This window comes from Sphingobium naphthae, assembly GCF_043589935.1.
Taxonomy (GTDB): domain Bacteria; phylum Pseudomonadota; class Alphaproteobacteria; order Sphingomonadales; family Sphingomonadaceae; genus Sphingobium; species Sphingobium naphthae_A.
On sequence record NZ_CP171454.1, the window covers coordinates 2,004,082 to 2,021,914 of the forward strand.

Genomic DNA, 17,833 nt, shown 5'->3' on the forward strand with positions numbered 1-17,833 from the left:
GCTATAGGCGCGGCCGGAAAAGGGGGCAAGCGAGGCGGTGCGCAGGTGCAATATGATGCGCGCCGGCCTGCGCCCGCCCCTCAGGCGTCAGGCCGGATTATGATCCCGCAAGAAGCTGTCGAGCCGCTGGAGGAAATCCAGCCGATCCGCCTGACGCGTGAAATGATGGTCTGCCAGCGGCTGTTCGACATAGATATAGTCCTTGCCCTCGATCTTGCCTGCGGCCTTGAGCTTTTCCGCCATCTCGCGAGACTGGCCGACCTCGACGCGCCGGTCCTTGCGCCCATGGACCAGCAGGATGGGGGTCGAGAATTGCGCCGCATGGCTGATCGGCGAGACGGACGCGAAATCGGGCGCTTGCTCCTTCATCCAGTCCTTGCGCGTGCCATGATAGAGGAAACGCCGGTCATAGCGCATCATCGCGCCCAGATCCGACACGCCGGCATAGGAAATGGCGCAGCGATATTTGGCGCCGTCGCGCTGTGCCGCGCGCATCGCCGCATAGCCGCCATAGGATGCGCCGACCATGCAGACGCGCGCCGGGTCGGCGATGCCCTGCTGCACCGCCCAGTCCACCGCGTCATTGAGGTCGTCCTGCATGGCGAGGCCCCACTGCCCCTCCCCTTTTTCCGCAAAGGCGGTGCCATAGCCGGCCGATCCGCGATAATTGGGCTGCAGCACGGCATAGCCGCGCCAGGCCAGGAACTGCACCCACCAGTCCCATTCCTCGGCATCGCGCGCGAAGGGGCCGCCGTGCGGCATCAGGATGAGCGGCAGCTTGCTGGGATCGCGGCCCGCCGGCAGGGTCAGCACGGCGGCAATTTCCAGCCCGTCGCGCGCCTTGTAGCGAATGGTCTTGACCGGCGAGAGCCGCACCTTGGTGGGGAACTGATCGCTCACGCGCGACAGCAGGCTCATCGCTCCGGCGGCGGTGTCATAATAATAATAGGCGCCAGGCTGGTCGGGGGTGCCGACATGGACGATCATGCGCTGGCCATCGCGGCTGGTGGACACGATGCGCGCGCGCCGGTCGCCACTGCCTTGTCGAGATCGGCCTGGATCTTGGCCAGATTGGCGTCGAACCAGTGCACCTGCGGCGCGTCGGCCACATAATGGACGCCGGCGATCGCGGTGCCGGCGGCATCCTCCTCGATCCCGCCCAGGTCGAACCCGGGCGCATCGAAGATTTTCGCGCCAAGCTCCAGCGTATCGAGATTATAATCGTAGAGCGCGTCCGTCCCTTCATGATCGTCGCTGGCGATGGCGTGGGACGGATCGGCGGTGAAGAGCATTGGCACGACCAGCGATTCGTCGCGCCGGCGATCCGCGCGGTCCACCACGCGAAAGCTGGAGCGCGCGTCCGGCCGGTAGAGAAGCTTCGCCGTGCGAGACGAATCATTATAGCCCACGCCATGCGCACGGTGCCGGACGCGTCGGCATACCAGTTGCGCACGAACTGCTTGGGTGCGACGGCGCTGCGCATCCGCCCGGTCGTGACATCGACTTCGTCCACCTTGGGCCAGAAGCCGGCATCGTCGGAATAGATCGACGTCTGGTAGGACAGCAGGATGCGCGGAGTGCCATCGCGAGCGACCCAGATGACATCGTCGGCATTCTGCGCCGCGACATTCTTGGCCAGCATGTTGATCTTGCTGCCGTCGCGCTTGATGCTGACGACGCGGCTGAGATACCAGGGCATGCCTTGCACCTGGGTTTCGCTGCCGACGCCGACGATCAGCCAGTCGTCATTGACCCATTGCCACCAGTTGAGATCATTGTCGCCCATGGTGCGCACGCGATTGGGCCCGTCATGGACATCGGCGATCACCAGCTTCTGTTCGCCGCCAATCGCCGCGCGGCTGGCGATATGCAGCCCGTCGGGCGACAGCATCGGCCGCTCGATCAGCGGCAGAGCGGCGAAATCCTCGATCGTCCACTGACGTGTCGTTGGCGCAGTCGGCCCCGTCGTCTGCGCCGTCGCCACCGTCATCCCCAGGCCGGCAATCCCAGCCAGCAGCCCGCATATCCGCTTCATTCCCCCCCCCCCCCCCGAAACACTGATCGGCCCCACCCCTTCCTAGGATGGAGCCGATCGTGCGTCACCTGGAATTCGCCGTTAATCAGGCTGTTCGATCATCCGCCATGCGCCAGCGCCGCCAGCAGCAGCAGCGCGACGATGTTGGTGATCTTGATCATCGGATTGACCGCCGGACCGGCGGTGTCCTTGTAGGGATCGCCCACGGTGTCGCCAGTCACGGCGGCGAGGTGGGCGAAGCTGCCCTTGCCGCCATGATGGCCATCCTCGATATATTTCTTCGCATTGTCCCAGGCGCCCCCGCCCGACGTCATCGACAGGGCGACGAACAGGCCCGACACGATGACGCCCAGCAGCAGGGCGCCCAGCGCGGCAAAGCCATTGTCGATCCCCGCCACCGCGGCGATCGCGAAATAGACGATGATTGGCGCCAGTACGGGCAGCAGGCTGGGCACGATCATCTCGCGAATGGCGGCGCGCGTGACCAGGTCGACCGTACGGGCATAGTTGGGTCGGGATTCGCCGCGCAATATGCCATGGTCGGTGGCGAACTGGTGGCGCACATCCTTGACCACATGGCCCGCCGCGCGGCCGACCGCCGTCATCCCCATCGCGCCGAACAGATAGGGCAGCAGCGCGCCCAGCAGCAGGCCGACGATGACATAGGGGTTGGACAGGCTGAAATCGACCGGCGCGGTGAGCCCGAGGGCGGCATTATAGAATTTGAGATCCTCGGTATAGGCGCCGAACAGGACGAGCGCGGCCAGCCCGGCCGAGCCGATGGCATAGCCCTTCGTCACCGCCTTCGTCGTGTTGCCCACCGCGTCGAGCGCATCGGTCTTCAGCCGGACTGTTTCGTCGAGATGGCTCATTTCCGCGATGCCACCGGCATTGTCGGTGACCGGGTCATAGGCGTCGAGCGCCACCACCATGCCCGCCAGCGCCAGCATAGCGGTCGCAGCAAAGGCGATGCCGATCAGGCCGGCGCACTGATAGGCAAGGATGATGCCGACAACGATCACCAGCGTCGGCAGCGCGGTCGCCTCCAAACTGACGGCCAGCCCCTGGATGACGTTGGTGCCATGGCCGGTTTCCGACGCCTTGGCGATGGACCGGACCGGGCGATAGTTGGTGCCCGTATAATATTCGGTGATCCACACGATGAGCGCGGTGACGCCCAGCCCCACCATCATCGACCAGAAAAGGGCCATGCCGCTATAGCCGCCGACCCCGTCAAGATCCGCGCCGAAAACCGCGTTCATGTCCCCCAGCACCCAGTTGGTGACCAGGTAGATGGCCGGGATCGACAGGATCGCGGTCGTCCAGAAGCCCTTGTAGAGCGCCCCCATGATCGACTGGGAGCGACCGAGGCGGACCATGAAGGTGCCGATGATCGAGGTGATAATGCACAGCCCGCCGACGATCAGCGGCAGGCCCATGAGCTTGAGCAGGAAGGCGTTGTCGACGCCGGTGACCAGCAGGGCGGTCAGCACCATGGTCGCGCCCACCGTGACCACATAGGTTTCGAACAGGTCGGCCGCCATGCCGGCGCAGTCGCCGACATTGTCGCCCACATTGTCGGCGATGACCGCGGGGTTGCGCGGGTCATCCTCCGGTATGCCGGCCTCCACCTTGCCCACCAGGTCGGCGCCGACATCGGCCGCCTTGGTGAAGATGCCGCCGCCCAGCCGCGCGAAAATGGAGATGAGCGATGCGCCGAACGCCAGCGCGACCAGGCTGTCGATCACCAGCCGGTCGTCGGGCGCATGGCCGGCGGGGCCCGTCAGATACCAGAAGAAGCCGCTGATCGCGAGCAGCGCCAGCCCCGCCACCAGCATGCCGGTGATGGCGCCTGCCCGGAACGCGACGGTGAGGCCGCTTTGCAGCGATCCGCGCGCCGCTTCGGCGGTGCGGACATTGGCGCGCACCGAAATGGTCATGCCGATGAAGCCGGCCGCGCCCGACAGGATCGCGCCGATCAGGAAGCCCACCGCCGAGGTGAGGCCGAGGAACAGCCCGACCAGAACCGCGACAACGATCCCGACAAGTGCGATGGTGCTATATTGGCGGACGAGGTAAGCCTTCGCCCCTTCCTGGATCGCCCCCGCGATCGCCTGCATCGTGGCATTGCCCGGTGACGCGGCGAGCACCTGCCGCGCTGTGACGAGGCCGTAGAGCAGGGCCAGCAGCCCGCACCCTATGGCGATATAGACTATCTCCATGCTTGATCCTCTCCCCCTGTTGTTGCTGTCATCGACCGCTCCGCAGGGAATGACGGGCGGACGAAGGGCGCAAGCGCGGGCGGCCGGACAGGATGGATCCGGCGTCGGGCACCGCGTCGATCAGCATCTGGGCGTCACGCATTGCACGCTCCAACCGGCTGAGAAAGTGGATGGGCCGAAGCTACATGCCCGACCGCGCGCGTCAAGATGGAGGGCAAGCGGTATGCGGATCAGCGCTTCACTGAAAGCGCCCGACTCCCCCTGCCGTCAATGTTCCCAGCCGAGCCGATCGGGCAGCGGCACGACGGCGCCATCGATCATCAGCGTCAGCCCCCGACCCGCCGAAACATGGCCGATCGGGATCGCCCGGACAGGCGGGGTCATGCCGCGCGGCAGGGTGAAGAGCAGTTCATAATCGTCGCCCGCCCGCGCCGCGGCGATCTGGACGGCGGTGCTTGCCCCGCGCGCCTTTTCGAGCGCGAGCGATAGCGGGATATGATCGATGGTGATGGCGACGCCGCTTGCCTGCGCCATGCGGGCGGCGTCGATCAGCAGCCCGTCCGACAGGTCCATCATCGCGCCGGCCAGAGGCGCGATCAGCGCCCCTTCCGCCAGGCGCGGGCGCGGGCGGCGATAGGCGTCGACCAGCGGGCCGGACGCGGCGGGATCGGCGCGGGCGAGTTCAAGGCCGATGCCCGCATCGCCGACCGGGCCCGTGGCGAAGAGCCGGTCGCCCGGCCGCGCGCCGGCGCGGCTGGGCACGGGACCGGTGGCCTCGCCGATGGCGGTCAGGCTGTAGCTGCGCGCCGACCCGGCCGGCATCTTGACCGTATCGCCGCCCAGCAGGGGCATGGCATGGCGATCCAGCGCCTCGCCCAGTCCTTCGAGAAAGGCCGCGTCCCATGCCTCGTCCCCGGCGAGCGCATAGTTGAGCAGGCAGCCGACCGGCCTTGCCCCCTTGGCCGCCAGGTCCGACAGGTTGACCGCCGCCAGCTTCCAGCCGATGTCGGCCGGCGGGTCGGCGGGGAGATAATGAACGCCCTCGACGATCGTGTCGCTGGTGAGGACGAGCCGCGTGTCGCCGACCGGCAGCAGCGCGACATCGTCCATCAGGCCCTGCGCGGCGGGATCATGCGCCAGGAGGCGCAACAGGGTAAGGAAGCGGGATTCAGCGGACATGAGGCAAAGATCCATGCGCCCCGAGCCTGCCCAAGGGCCATTCATCCTGTAAGGACGGCCGGGTTTTCGGCAAGCTTAACCCGACAGGTGCGCCGCAGCCCTGTTACCGGACATCCTTGGCCACGCCATCAAGCAAGCCGTTGACGAAGCCGGCTTCGCGCTTGTCGTAGAAGGCATGGGCGACATCGACATATTCGCTGATGACGGTGCCGGTGCCCACATCCTGGCGGGCGAGCAGTTCATAGGCGCCCGCGCGCAATATCTGGCGCATCGGCTTGTCCAGCCGCTCCATGGTCCAGCCGCTCGACAGGCGCGCGGCGATCAGGCCGTCAATTTCGGCGCGGCGCTTGTCCACGCCGGTCACGATATCGTCGAAGAAGCTTTCCTCCGCCTGCGCATAGGTCACGTCCTCGATCGTCGCGCCCAGGCGATGCTGGTGGAATTCGTGGAGGAGATTGGCGAGCGGCGTGCCCTCCATCTCGAGCTGGTACAGCGCCTGCACCGCGGCAAGGCGCGCGGCGGAGCGGGATTTGGAGCGATCGTTCATAGCGGTCCTGTATAAACCGTTCGGGCTGAGCCTGTCGAAGCCCCTCTCCTCTTTCATGAAGAAAGTCGGCTTCTTCGACAAGCTGCAGGCGAACGGACGTTATCCTAATCTCAAGGCCACCGAAGCGGCATGGGCGGGCAGCCCTTCGGCCTGCGCGAGCGCGACGGCGGCGGGGCCGACCGCGCGCACCGCGGCGGCATCGAGGCTGAGAAAGCTGGTGCGCTTCATGAAGTCGAGCACCGAAAGCCCCGAGGAAAAGCGCGCGCGGCGGCCGGTGGGCAGCACATGGTTGGGACCGGCGACATAATCGCCGACCGCTTCGGGGGTCATCCGGCCCAGGAACACCGATCCGGCATGGCGCACCTGCGCGAACAAGGGTTCCGGGTCCTCGACGGCGAGTTCCAGATGCTCGGGCGCCAGGCGGTCGACCAGCGGCATGGCTTCGGCGAGATCGCGCACCAGGATGATCGCGCCATTGGCGTCCCAGCTGGAGCGGGCGACCGCGCTGGTGGACAGCGCCGGGATCTGGCGTTCGACGGCGGCGGCGACGGCATCGGCGAAGGCCGCGTCGTCGGTAAAGAGGATCGACTGGCTGGTCGGATCATGTTCCGATTGGCTGAGCAGATCCGCCGCGGTCCATTCCGGATCATTGCGGCCATCGGCGACGACGACGATCTCCGATGGACCGGCGACCATGTCGATGCCGACGACTCCGTAAAGCTGGCGCTTGGCTTCGGCGACCCAGGCGTTGCCGGGGCCGGTGATGACGTCCACCGGCCTGATCCGGTCGGTGCCATAGGCGAGCGCGGCGACCGCCTGCGCGCCGCCGACGCGCCAGATTTCCTCGATCCCCGCAATCTGCGCGGCAGCGAGGACCAGCGGGTTGATTTCGCCATTGGGGGTCGGCGTCACCATCGCGATACGCTGCACCCCCGCCACCTTGGCGGGGATGACGTTCATCAGCAGCGAGCTGGGATAGGCGGCGCGTCCGCCCGGCACATAGAGGCCGGCGGCGTCGACCGCGCTCCACCGGGCGCCCAGGCGCACGCCGGCGCTGTCCACGCCGTCGCTGTCCTGCGGCTTCTGCTTTTCATGATAGGCCGTGATGCGCGCGGCGGCGAGTTCCAGCGCATCGCGAAGGTCGGTCGACAGGGTGTCGAGCGCCGCGCGGGTTTCGGCCAGGGTCACCGCCCAGCCGCTGACATCGAGGTCATGGCGGTCGAACCGCCGGGTATAGTCGGCGAGCGCCGCATCGCCCCCGGCGCGGACCGCTTTCAGAATGGCGGCGACATCGCGCGACACATCCTCGTCCGCTTCGCGGCGCGCGTCGACCAGGGTGGTGAAGGCGGCGGCGAAATCGGCATCGCTGGTGGAGAGACGAAGGGTCATGACTCGATCATCCTTCCCTCGCAGGGGCGGATTTTACCGGACTCACGCCGCATCACGCACCTCCACGGCGTTGCGGAAGGCGTCGATCAACGGCGACAGGTCGGCCGAGCGCATCTTGTAGGCGGCGCGGTTGACGATCAGCCGAGCGGACACGGGCATGATGACGCTGGTTTCGACCAGGCCGTTTGCCTTGAGCGTCGCGCCCGAGGAGACGAGATCGACGATGCGGCGCGACAGGCCCAGCGAGGGGGCAAGCTCCATCGCGCCATTGAGCTTCACGCATTCGGCCTGCAGCCCGCGCGCCTCATAATATTTGCGAGTCAGCTGCGGATATTTGGTGGCGACGCGGATATGGCTGAGCGCGGCCTCATCCTCGTCCGCCGCATCCTGGGGCTCGGCCACCGACAGGCGGCAATGGCCGATGTCGAGATCGACCGGGGCGTACAGCTCGGAATAGTCGAATTCCTCGACCACGTCGGAGCCGACGATGCCGATCTGCGCCGCGCCATGGGCAACGAAGGTCGCAACGTCAAAGGCGCGCACGCGGATGATCGAGATGTCCGGCCGATTGGTGGCAAAGCGCAGCGCCCGGCTCTTCTTGTCATGAAACTCCGCCTCCGGCTCGATACCGGCCTTGGCGAGCAGAGGCAGCGCCTCATCGAGGATGCGCCCCTTGGGAATGGCGAAAGTGAGCGGACGAGTCATGACGCGCGGCACTTAGGCGCAGGGGCGGCAAAGGGCAAGGTTTGGGGGTGGGCGCAGACTGTTCCGCTGTATGACTCACTCATATTCTATAAGCGGCCCGTCATTTCGACCCTGCGCCGGGATCCCGCTTCCTCTTCCTAACCCCTCGAAAAGCGGGATGCTGGGTCAAGCCCGGCATGACAGGACGGGATCAATTACGCCGCCTCCGCCATCGCCGCCTGCGTGCTGGCGATCCAGCCGCCGCCCAGCACGCGTTCGCCGGCGTAGAGGACTGCGGCCTGGCCCGGCGCGACGCCATATTCGGGGGCGTCGAAGAGCAGTTGGTCGCCCTCCAGCCGCGCGGGCACGGGCTTGGCCATGGAACGGACCTTGGCGGTCAGCGGGCCGGTGAAGTCGCCGCCCAGCCAGTTGATGTCGGAAAGGGTCGCACCCGACACCGCCAACGCCGCCTTGGGCCCCACGATCACGCGGCGGCCCTCGGCATCCAGCCGCACGACATAGAGCGGGTCGGGCTGCCCGCCAATCTCCAGCCCCTTGCGCTGGCCGACCGTATAATGGATCAGCCCCCGGTGCCGGCCCATCACCCGGCCATCGACATGGACGATGTCGCCGCCTTCATCCGCGTCGGGGCGCAGCTTGCGCACGATCTTGGCATAATCGCCATCGGGCACGAAGCAGATGTCCTGACTGTCGGGCTTCAGCGCCACCGACAGGCCCAGTTCGGCCGCGATCTCGCGCACCTGCGGCTTGGGCAAGCCGCCCAGAGGAAAGCGCAGATAGTCGAGCTGCGCCTGCGTCGTGGCGAAGAGAAAATAGCTCTGGTCGCGAGCGGGATCGGCGGCGCGGTGCAACTCCGCGCCCTGCGCGCCTTCGACCCGCTGCACATAATGGCCGGTGGCGAGGCAATCGGCGCCCAGATCGCGCGCGATCTGGAACAGATCGGTGAACTTCACGCCCATATTGCACTTCACGCACGGTATGGGGGTGCGGCCGGCCATATATTCATCGGCGAAGTCGGCGATCACGGAGTCGCGAAAGGCGCTTTCATAATCGAACACATAATGGGCGATGCCGATGCGATCGGCGACCGCGCGCGCGTCGCGTATATCCTGGCCCGCGCAGCAGCTGCCGGTGCGGCCCACCGCCGCGCCATGATCATAGAGCTGGAGCGTGACGCCGATCACTTCCGCGCCGGTCTTCGCCGCCAGCGCGGCGACGACGCTCGAATCCACGCCGCCCGACATGGCGACGACGATGCGCCGCTGGGCGAGCGGCTCGGAAAGCTGGAACTGGGGAGGCTGAAAGGCGGGCTGCATGGGCGCGCATATAGTGCGAAGCGGCCGGGGGCGCAAAAGTTAACGATTTATGACCGCCTCCAGCCGATTTGCCGTCCAAATGACTCGCATTCCGGGTTGAGCCGTTTGACCGGTTTACCGTCGGTTATCCATTCGACGCTAGAAGCAGACCCATGGACTTGAGTTTCCTCCGGGCAGGCGGGCTGACCCCCGCCAACGCCAGAGTGACCGGCTGGCCGCGCGTGCCGGTCTGGCCCTTCCTGCGCGCCGCGACTGCCGCGGCCCAGGCGGCCAGCCCCACCGCGCGAGCTGTTGCCGGCAGCCTGCGGGGGCAGGACGGAGGCGATGACTGGGTTCAGGAACTGGCGGATATTTTCGCGCCACGTTCCAACGGCACGATCGAGGCCGTTCGACTTGCGGGCAGCTTCAACCCGCTGATCGCAAGTCGTGTCGTCAGGGGGCAGGGAGAATGAAGCCAGTGTTTACCTTCGCGCTTTAGCCCCTGTTCAGGGCTGATCCAGATAAAGGGTTTCACGGCCGAGTTCGGCAAAGGCCAGTGCCGCAAATTGAGGTAAGAATGATCGAGAACCAGAAAATCAGGCCCGCCCAGGTCGTGGGCCCCCTCGGGGAGCCCCTGACGCTGGACAGCCTGCCGCCCCGGGATACCACCCGCTGGGTGGTGCGGCGCAAGGCAGAAGTCGTCGCCGCCGTCAATGGCGGGCTGCTGAGCGTGGACGAAGCCTGTGCCCGCTACAATCTGACGCTGGAGGAATTTGCCGGCTGGCAGCGCGCGGTCGATCGGTCGGGCATGCACGGCCTGCGCGTCACGCGCATCCAATATTACAAGTCGCTCTACGAGCGGCAGCAGAAATACTGACTGCGGGCTGATCGCCGTCCGGCCCTGCGCCGGGCGCGTTCTCATGGGGCCGCCGGCATATGCCCGGCGGCCCCTTGCCGTTCCGGCAGGCGGCAAAAAACATGCTGGAACGGGCGCAAAGCCAAGATGGTTTCCACCCCGGAATCATTTTTCATCCGATGGAACGCGATGCCCCTTGCTCCGTTGAACAAGCACCCAACCCGATGGGGGCCTGGTCAAGGAGAGTAACATGGGAATCATCTTGTGGCTTATCGTCGGCGGCATCATCGGCTGGCTTGCCAGCATGGTCATGCGCACCGATGCGCAGCAGGGCATCCTGCTCAATATTGTGGTCGGCATCGTCGGCGCCTTCATCGGCGGGCTGATCTTCAGCGGCGGTTCGATCAACGACGGCCTGACCGTCTACAGCTTCCTGGTTTCGCTGGTCGGCGCGATCATCCTGCTGGCGATCGTCAATCTGGTGCGTCGCGGGTCCGTACGTTAAGCGCCAGACACGTCATCACTAAAAGGCCGCGCCTGCAAAGGCGCGGCCTTTTTTCGTTGGTCCTTACCGGCGCACCGCGAACCAGCGATACAGCGCCAGCACGGCCACCGACCCCAGCACGGCCGCGACGAAGCCCGCGCCCTCCTCCGGAGCGTAGAAGCCCGCCAGACGCCCGACGAACCCGGCGAGCAGCGCGCCGGCGATCCCCAGCAGGATCGTCACCACGCATCCGCCCGGGTCGCGCCCGGGCATCACCAGTTTCGCCAGCGCACCCGCCAGCAGGCCGACGAAAATCCAGCCTAGCAAGTCCATGATGGACTCTCCATTATTCGATATGCGACCGCCGCCATAGCGCCACAACGCCGCGGTTTTGGCAAGTCGGTTCGATCCCGAAACGGCATGTGCGGTGCTTTTGCTTCGCCGCGATGATGGGCGGCACCGTCGCGCGTCGCCTGCTCGCATTATCGCTTTGATCTGTCCCCTCACCGCATGATAAATGGGCTTGAGGCAGGTGCTATATTCATATAATACAGTCGCTAACAGGGGCGAAGCGCCGGAGAGATGGAATCGGCATGAACTACGAAACCCAGGTGCTGGGCGACTCGACGATCGTCATGGATGGGGATGATCGGCGCCGGAGCAGGAAGAAGCTGATCATCGGCGCGGGCGTCGCCGTGGCGCTGGTCGCGGCGGCCGTCGCCATTTCGATGCGCGGCGGCGGCGACACCGCCGCGGCGCCAGCGCCGGGCGCGGTCGCGCCGGTGGTGACCGTGACCAGCCCCGGGCAATCGACGGTGGCGCGCACGGTGAGCGCGACGGGTTCGCTCGCGGCGCGGGTCGACATGCCAGTGGGCGTGGTCGGCGAAGGCGGCATGGTGACGCGCGTCCTGGTGCAGCCGGGCGACTGGGTCCGCGCCGGGCAGACGCTGGCGACGATCGAGCGGTCGGTGCAGAGCGAGCAGGTGCGCTCGCTCGCCGCCCAGGTCGAGGTCGCGCGCGCCGAGGCCAAGCTCGCCCAAGCGCAGCTCGATCGCGCCAAGGCGCTGGTCGGCCGCGGCTTCATCAGCGCGGCGGACATCGACCAGCGCACCGCCACCCGGGACCAGGCCGAAGCGCGGGTGCGCGTCGCCCAGGCGCAACTGGCCGAACAGCGCGCCCGCACCGGACGGCTCGACATCAAGGCGCCGGCCGCCGGGCTGGTGCTGACCCGATCGGTCGAACCGGGCCAGATCGTCCAGGCGGGCAGCGGCGTGCTGTTCCGCATGGCCAAGGATGGCGAAATGGAGATGCAGGCGCAGGTGGCCGAAGGCGATCTTGCGACCCTGCGCCCCGGCAACAGCGCGACGGTGACGCCGATCGGCAGCGACATGCAGGTCGCCGGCCGCGTCTGGCAGGTGTCGCCCGTGGTCGATCCGCAGACGCGCCAGGGCATCGCACGCATCGCCGTCCCCTATAACAAGGCGATCCGCCCCGGCGGCTTTGCTTCGGCTACGATCACCAGCGGATCGGGCAGCGCCCCGCTGCTGCCGGAATCGGCGGTGCAGAGCGACCCCAAGGGCAGCTTCGTCTATATCGTGAACGGCAAGAACCAGGTGGAGCGGCGCGACGTGTCGGTCGGCCAGGTGTCCGAAGCGGGCGTCGCCATCACCGGCGGCATCACCGGCACCGAGAAGATCGTCACTTCGGCCGGCGCCTTCCTGACGCCGGGACAGAAGGTCAGGCCGGAACCGGCCAAGGGACGCTGACGCAGGCGGGCGCAGGCCCGGTGCGAAACAGGACAGGATAGCGGGCAGCCTGTGGGCGTCCGGTGAAGGAAGCGCGTGATGAATTTTCGCAACATATCCGCATGGTCGATCCGCAACCCGGTGACGCCGCTGGTGCTGTTCGCCGCCCTGGTGCTGGCGGGGCTCGTCAGCTTCATGCGGATGGACGTCAACAATAATCCCGACGTCAGCTTCCCCTTCGTCAGCGTCACCATTTCGCAGCCGGGCGCAGCGCCCAGCGAGCTGGAGACGCAGATCACCCAGCGTGTCGAGGCGGCGGTACGCGGCGTGCGCGGGGTGGACGAAATCACCTCGATCGCGATGGAGGGGCAGTCCCTCACCAACGTCCAGTTCGAAATCGGCACGCCGGTCGATCGCGCGGTCAATGATGTGAAAAATGCCGTGGACCAGATCCGCAGCGACCTGCCAGACGGCATATTGGAGCCGCAGGTGCAGCGCATCGACGTGGATGGCGGGCCGATCGCCTATTTCAGCGCCGAAGCGACCGACATGACGCTGGAGGAACTGTCCTGGTATGTCGACAACACGGTGGCCAAGCGGTTGCTGTCGATCAGCGGCATGGCGGCGGTCAATCGCGGCGGCGGCGTGAGCCGCGAAATCCGCGTCATCCTGGATCCGGCCAAGCTGCAGGCCTATGGCGTCACCGCCGCGCAGGTGAACGCCCAGTTGCAGCAGGTCAATTTGAACGCAGCGGGCGGCCGCACGGAAATCGCCGGCGCCGAACAGTCGATCCGGGTGCTGGGCAATGCCGAAAGCGCACGCGACCTGGGGGCGACCCAGATCGCCATATCGGGCGGCCGGACGGTGAAACTGGCCGATCTCGCGACGGTGCGCGACATGTATGCCGAACAGCGCAGCCTCGCCCTGATGAACGGGCGGCAGGTGACCAGTTTCAGCATGGAGAAGGCCAAGGGATCGTCGGACGTCACCGTCTATGACGAGGCGCTGAAGGTCCTCGACAAGCTGAAGAAGGAAAATCCCAAGGTCCAGTTCAAGCAGCTCTACACCAGCGTCGAATATACCCGTGGCCAGTATCACAGCGCCATGTCGGCGATGATCGAGGGCGCGGTGCTGGCGGTCGTCATCGTCTTCCTGTTCCTGCGCGACTGGCGCGCGACGATGATTTCCGCGCTCGCCATTCCCCTGTCCGCCATCCCGTCCTTCTGGTTCATGGACATGATGGGCTTCACGCTGAACGGCATTTCGCTGCTGGCGCTCAGCCTGGTCGCGGGCGTGCTGGTCGATGACGCGATCGTGGAGATCGAGAATATCGTGCGCCATATGCGCATGGGCAAATCCGCCTATCAGGCGTCGATCGATGCCGCGGACGAGATCGGCCTGGCAGTCCTGGCGACGACGATGGCGATCGTTGCCGTGTTCCTGCCGGTGGCGCTGATGCCGGGGCTGGCCGGGCAGTTCTTCATCCAGTTTGGCATGACCGTCGTCGTATCGGTGCTGATGAGCCTGGCCGTGGCGCGCCTGATCACGCCGATGGTCGCGGCCTATTTCCTCAAGGCCCATGGCGAGGAAAGCCATGGCGAGGGCTGGCTGATGGACCGCTATATGGGCGTGTTGCGCTGGTCGCTGGACGATCGCAAGGCCAAGGCGCGGCGTGCGCGCGGGGGGCTGCGCAACCGAATGGCCGGCTTCTTCACCGATCATCGCGTCTGGACGCTGGGTGCGGGCATCCTGGCTTTCGTCGCGACGATCGTCGCCTTCGCCACCCTGCCCATGACGTTCCAGCCGACCATCAATACCGATTTCAGCCAGGTGAAGATCGAGACCGTGCCCGGCAGCACCCTGGCGCAGACGACGGCAGTCTCGCGCAAGGTCGCCGATATGCTGTCCGCCGACACCGACGTGGTGGAGGCCGCCTTCGCCGACATCGAGCCGACCAGCGCCGACATCTTCCTGACGCTGAAAAAGGATCGGCCGATCAGTTCGGTCGAATGGGAGCGCAAGGTCGCGCCCAAATTCCAGTCGATCGCCGATGCGCGCGTCAATTTCCAATCCCAGTCAGGCGGCGGCTTTGGCCGTGACATCATCATGATGTTCGGCTCCGACGACCCGGAACTGCTGGAAAATACCGCCAACCAGTTGGTCAAGGAGATGGCGACGCTGCCCGAACTGCGCGCGCCGCGCGTGCAGGGCGACATGCAGCGCCCCGAGATCATCATCACCCCGCGGCTGGACCTTGCAGCCAGCATGGGCGTCACCACCGCTGCGCTCAGCAACGCGATCCGCATCGCCACGATCGGCGACATCGACCAGAACAGCGCCAAATTCTCGCTGTCGGACCGGCAGATCCCGATCCGCGTGTCGCTGGCGGAGGAAAGCCGCAAGGACCTTGACACCATCGCCAATATGCCCGTGTCGACGGTGAGCGGCGGATCGGTGCCGCTCAAGGTCGTGGCCGACATTCATTTCGGCGCGGGGCCGACGCAGATCCGCCGCTTCAACCAGATCCGGCGTATCGTCGTGGGCGCCGACCTCGCGCCGGGCCTCGTCACCAGTCAGGCGATGGGCAAGCTCAACGCCCTGCCCACGATGAAGGCGATCAACGAGGGGCGCATTCAGGGCGTGCAGAAGCTCAATGTCGGCGACAGCAAGTTCCAGCAGGAAATGCTCCAGAATTTCGCCATCGCCGTCTTCTCGGGCGTGCTGCTGGTGCTGGCGGTGCTGGTGTTGCTCTACAAGAGGATCATGCCGCCCTTCGTCAATCTGGGTTCCTTGCTTCTGGCGCCGCTTGGCGGCGCGCTGGCGCTGCATGTCGCCGGCCAGCCTCTGTCGATGCCGGTCTTCATCGGGTTGCTGATGCTGCTCGGCATCGTCGCCAAAAATTCGATCCTCGTCATCGACTTCGCGCTGGAGGAGATGGAAAAGGGGGTGCCCAAGAAGGAAGCGATCATCGACGCCGGGCACAAGCGCGCCCAGCCCATCGTCATGACCACCGTCGCCATGGTGGCGGGCATGGTGCCCACGGTCCTGTCGCTGTCGGGCGACGCGGCGTGGCGCGCGCCGATGGGCATCACCGTGATCGGCGGCCTCATCCTGTCCACTCTGCTGACGCTGGTGATCGTGCCGGCCGTGTTCAGCCTGGCGATTGGCCTCGAAAGCTGGGTCGGGCCGCGGCTGGGCCGTGGCCTGCTGACCTACAAGCCGGGGGACAATGGCCGCCCGGTGCCGGGCCATGCGCCCGCCGAATGATCGCGGGCGGTCCGGCCGGGCCGCCCCGCCATCGAGAGCGCGCTTGCCCAAAAGAACGCCTTGCCTGAACGAAACGGGCGCGTAACCGTTTCCTGCCCATGAAGCTGCTGTCCGCGCCCCGGTCGCCCCTTGCCCCGTCGCCCCATCCCGCGCGGCGCATGCGGATTGTGGCCACGGGCATGCTGGTGGCGATGGCGCTGCTGTTCGTCATCGCCCGCACCACCATCCACATTCATCCCGCCATCGGCTTCGTCCAGGCCTTTGCCGAAGCGGCGATGGTCGGCGGCCTGGCCGACTGGTTCGCGGTGACCGCGCTGTTCCGCCATCCGCTGGGCCTGCCCATCCCGCACACCGCGATCATTCCGCGCAACAAGGATCGGATCGGCGACACGCTCGCCATCTTCCTGCGCGACAATTTCCTGACCCCCGCGGTCGTCGCGCGGCGCATGCGGCACATGGATGTGGCGGCTGCGGCGGGGCGTTTCCTGGCGAGCCCGTCTGGCGGCGACGGACGCCTGCGCGAAGGCGCGTCGCGGCTGATCGCCGACATATTGGAGGCGCTGGACCAGGAACGGCTGGGCGGCATGGTGAAGGGGGCGATCGGCCAGCGGCTGCGCGCCATCAACATCGCGCCGCTGGCCGGCCAAGCGATCGAAGCCGCGATGCGCGACGGGCGGCACGGGCCGGTGATGGACAGCATCGTGCATTGGGCCGACCGCACGCTGGAGGCGAACGAGCATCTGATCCGGCAGATGGTGCATGAGCGTGCGGGCAAGGTGCTGCGCTGGACGGGGCTCGACGAAAATCTGGCCGACGCGATATTGTCGGGTCTGCGCAAGCTGCTCGGCGACATGGCGCAGGATCCTGGCCACCCGCTGCGGCTGAAGGCGGAAGAAGGCATGGCCAAGCTCGCCTTCGACCTGCAGTTCGACCTGGAGATGCAGGCAAAGGTCGCAGGGATCCGCGACGAGATACTCGACAATCCGGCGATGCAGCGCTGGATCGACGGCCTGTGGGAACAGGCCCGCGCGGGGCTGCTGCGCGCGGTGCGCGATCCCGGCCGCGCCATGGCGGGGCGGCTGGGCGAGGCGCTGCGCGCGCTGGGCGGGACGTTGCAGCAGGAAGCGCGGCTGCGGCTGGTGATCAATCGCTTCGTGCGCCGCGCCGCGGTCGGCGCCACCGCCAGCTATGGCGACGCGATCGTGCGTTTGGTCAGCGACACGGTGCGCGGATGGGATGCGGGCACGGTCACCAGCCGCCTGGAACATGCGGTAGGCCGCGACCTGCAATATATCCGCGTCAACGGGACGCTGGTGGGCGGCCTGGTCGGTCTCGCCATCCACGCCATCGACACGCTGCTGTGACGCGAAGCCGGGGCGCACCGGGCCAATCGGTGCGCCCCGGCGGGACTGGCCGCGCAGAGGAGAGAGTCGGCGGCAGCCCCTGATGGAACCGGTCAGCTGGCGGGCGGCGCCTCCTCCGGGCGAGGCGCATCGCCATGCGGCGGCGGCAGCTCTTTGGCGCTCAGCACGCCGTCGTCATTGCGATCCTGATCATCGAACATGACGAGCGCGGGGGCGAGAAATTCGTCGCGGCCGATCTGGCCATCGTCATTGCCATCTTCCGGCCAGGGCATCGACCGGCCGGGCGGCGGGGGCGGCGGCGCGCCGGCATCGGCGCGATCCCCGGGCGGCGGACTGCCGAGGGGCGGGCCGCCCGCGCCGCCCGGCCCGCGCCCACCTAGCCCGCCGCGACCCCGGCCCTCACCGCGGGAGCCGTGATCGCCGATTCCGCCCGCAGCCGCTGCCCGGCGCTCATGGCCCAGCATGCGCTGCATCGTCTGCACCGGCACCAACCCGTCGCCATCCGGGTCCATCAGGCCGAAGCGGCGCTCCATATAAACGCGCATCTCGTCGCGCGTGATGCGGCCGTCCCGGTCGGCATCCGCCGCCCAGGGGCCGCCCGCCTCCCCCTGCGGCTGCGGCTGCGGCTGCGCGGCCGCGACGGATGGGGCGAGCAGGCTGGCGGCAAGAAGAAGGGCTGGCAAACGCATGAAGGCTCCTGACGATGGGGCGTGTCGCGCCACGGCGTCGCACGGGGGCTTTGCCG

General features: G+C 67.0%; 14 protein-coding genes and 1 pseudogene. 6 read left to right on the forward strand and 9 right to left on the reverse strand.

What is annotated here, in order from left to right:
* Window positions 1-87: 87 nt before the first annotated feature.
* The 7 genes and pseudogenes from ACGGKE_RS09930 to mnmA all read right to left on the reverse strand — a co-directional run bounded on the left by ACGGKE_RS09930 (window position 88) and on the right by mnmA (window position 9,393).
* A pseudogene (locus tag ACGGKE_RS09930) lies at window positions 88-1,990 on the reverse strand (alpha/beta hydrolase family protein).
* Between the two features lie 143 nt (window positions 1,991-2,133).
* Complete coding sequence (locus ACGGKE_RS09935) at window positions 2,134-4,257, reverse strand: sodium-translocating pyrophosphatase (protein WP_394437436.1); 2,124 nt, start codon at window positions 4,255-4,257, stop codon at window positions 2,134-2,136.
* Between the two features lie 267 nt (window positions 4,258-4,524).
* Window positions 4,525-5,436 (reverse strand): thiamine-phosphate kinase, encoded by a 912-nt coding sequence (gene thiL, locus ACGGKE_RS09940; RefSeq protein WP_394437438.1) that lies wholly within the window; start codon window positions 5,434-5,436, stop codon window positions 4,525-4,527.
* Window positions 5,437-5,539: 103 nt separating this feature from the next.
* Window positions 5,540-5,983, reverse strand: coding sequence for a transcription antitermination factor NusB (nusB, locus tag ACGGKE_RS09945; protein ID WP_394437440.1), 444 nt, complete (start codon window positions 5,981-5,983; stop codon window positions 5,540-5,542).
* A 99-nt stretch (window positions 5,984-6,082) separates the two neighbouring features.
* A complete protein-coding gene (gene hisD / locus ACGGKE_RS09950; RefSeq protein WP_394437442.1) occupies window positions 6,083-7,372 on the reverse strand; it encodes a histidinol dehydrogenase in 1,290 nt (429 codons plus the stop codon).
* 42 nt (window positions 7,373-7,414) lie between these two features.
* The gene (hisG, locus tag ACGGKE_RS09955; RefSeq protein WP_394437444.1) at window positions 7,415-8,077 is read right to left on the reverse strand and encodes an ATP phosphoribosyltransferase; all 663 of its coding nucleotides are present in this window, start codon (window positions 8,075-8,077) and stop codon (window positions 7,415-7,417) included.
* Window positions 8,078-8,271: 194 nt separating this feature from the next.
* Complete coding sequence (gene mnmA / locus ACGGKE_RS09960) at window positions 8,272-9,393, reverse strand: tRNA 2-thiouridine(34) synthase MnmA (protein WP_394437446.1); 1,122 nt, start codon at window positions 9,391-9,393, stop codon at window positions 8,272-8,274.
* Between the two features lie 152 nt (window positions 9,394-9,545).
* On the opposite strand from mnmA, the gene ACGGKE_RS09965 reads away from it, so the two are divergent.
* The 3 genes from ACGGKE_RS09965 to ACGGKE_RS09975 all read left to right on the forward strand — a co-directional run bounded on the left by ACGGKE_RS09965 (window position 9,546) and on the right by ACGGKE_RS09975 (window position 10,733).
* On the forward strand, window positions 9,546-9,845 hold the full coding sequence (locus ACGGKE_RS09965) for a hypothetical protein (protein WP_228164925.1): 300 nt from the start codon (window positions 9,546-9,548) through the stop codon (window positions 9,843-9,845).
* Window positions 9,846-9,949: 104 nt separating this feature from the next.
* A complete protein-coding gene (locus tag ACGGKE_RS09970) occupies window positions 9,950-10,249 on the forward strand; it encodes a DUF1153 domain-containing protein (RefSeq protein WP_009820412.1) in 300 nt (99 codons plus the stop codon).
* A gap of 229 nt (window positions 10,250-10,478) precedes the next feature.
* Window positions 10,479-10,733: a GlsB/YeaQ/YmgE family stress response membrane protein gene (locus ACGGKE_RS09975; RefSeq protein WP_394437449.1), complete on the forward strand. Its 255-nt coding sequence runs from the start codon at window positions 10,479-10,481 to the stop codon at window positions 10,731-10,733.
* A 63-nt stretch (window positions 10,734-10,796) separates the two neighbouring features.
* On the opposite strand, the gene ACGGKE_RS09980 is transcribed toward ACGGKE_RS09975, so the two are convergent.
* A complete protein-coding gene (locus tag ACGGKE_RS09980; RefSeq protein WP_394437451.1) occupies window positions 10,797-11,045 on the reverse strand; it encodes a GlsB/YeaQ/YmgE family stress response membrane protein in 249 nt (82 codons plus the stop codon).
* 260 nt (window positions 11,046-11,305) lie between these two features.
* Here ACGGKE_RS09980 and ACGGKE_RS09985 point away from each other — a divergent pair, with 260 nt between their 5' ends.
* From ACGGKE_RS09985 to ACGGKE_RS09995, 3 genes are all read left to right on the forward strand, one after another.
* A complete protein-coding gene (locus tag ACGGKE_RS09985; protein WP_394437453.1) occupies window positions 11,306-12,478 on the forward strand; it encodes an efflux RND transporter periplasmic adaptor subunit in 1,173 nt (390 codons plus the stop codon).
* Between the two features lie 78 nt (window positions 12,479-12,556).
* Window positions 12,557-15,724, forward strand: coding sequence for an efflux RND transporter permease subunit (locus ACGGKE_RS09990; RefSeq protein WP_394437455.1), 3,168 nt, complete (start codon window positions 12,557-12,559; stop codon window positions 15,722-15,724).
* A gap of 98 nt (window positions 15,725-15,822) precedes the next feature.
* Window positions 15,823-17,088, forward strand: coding sequence for a DUF445 domain-containing protein (locus tag ACGGKE_RS09995; protein ID WP_394437458.1), 1,266 nt, complete (start codon window positions 15,823-15,825; stop codon window positions 17,086-17,088).
* A gap of 92 nt (window positions 17,089-17,180) precedes the next feature.
* On the opposite strand, the gene ACGGKE_RS10000 is transcribed toward ACGGKE_RS09995, so the two are convergent.
* Window positions 17,181-17,777 carry a hypothetical protein gene (locus ACGGKE_RS10000; RefSeq protein WP_394437460.1) on the reverse strand — a complete coding sequence of 199 codons (597 nt, stop codon included), beginning with the start codon at window positions 17,775-17,777 and terminating at the stop codon, window positions 17,181-17,183.
* Window positions 17,778-17,833: the final 56 nt, after the last annotated feature.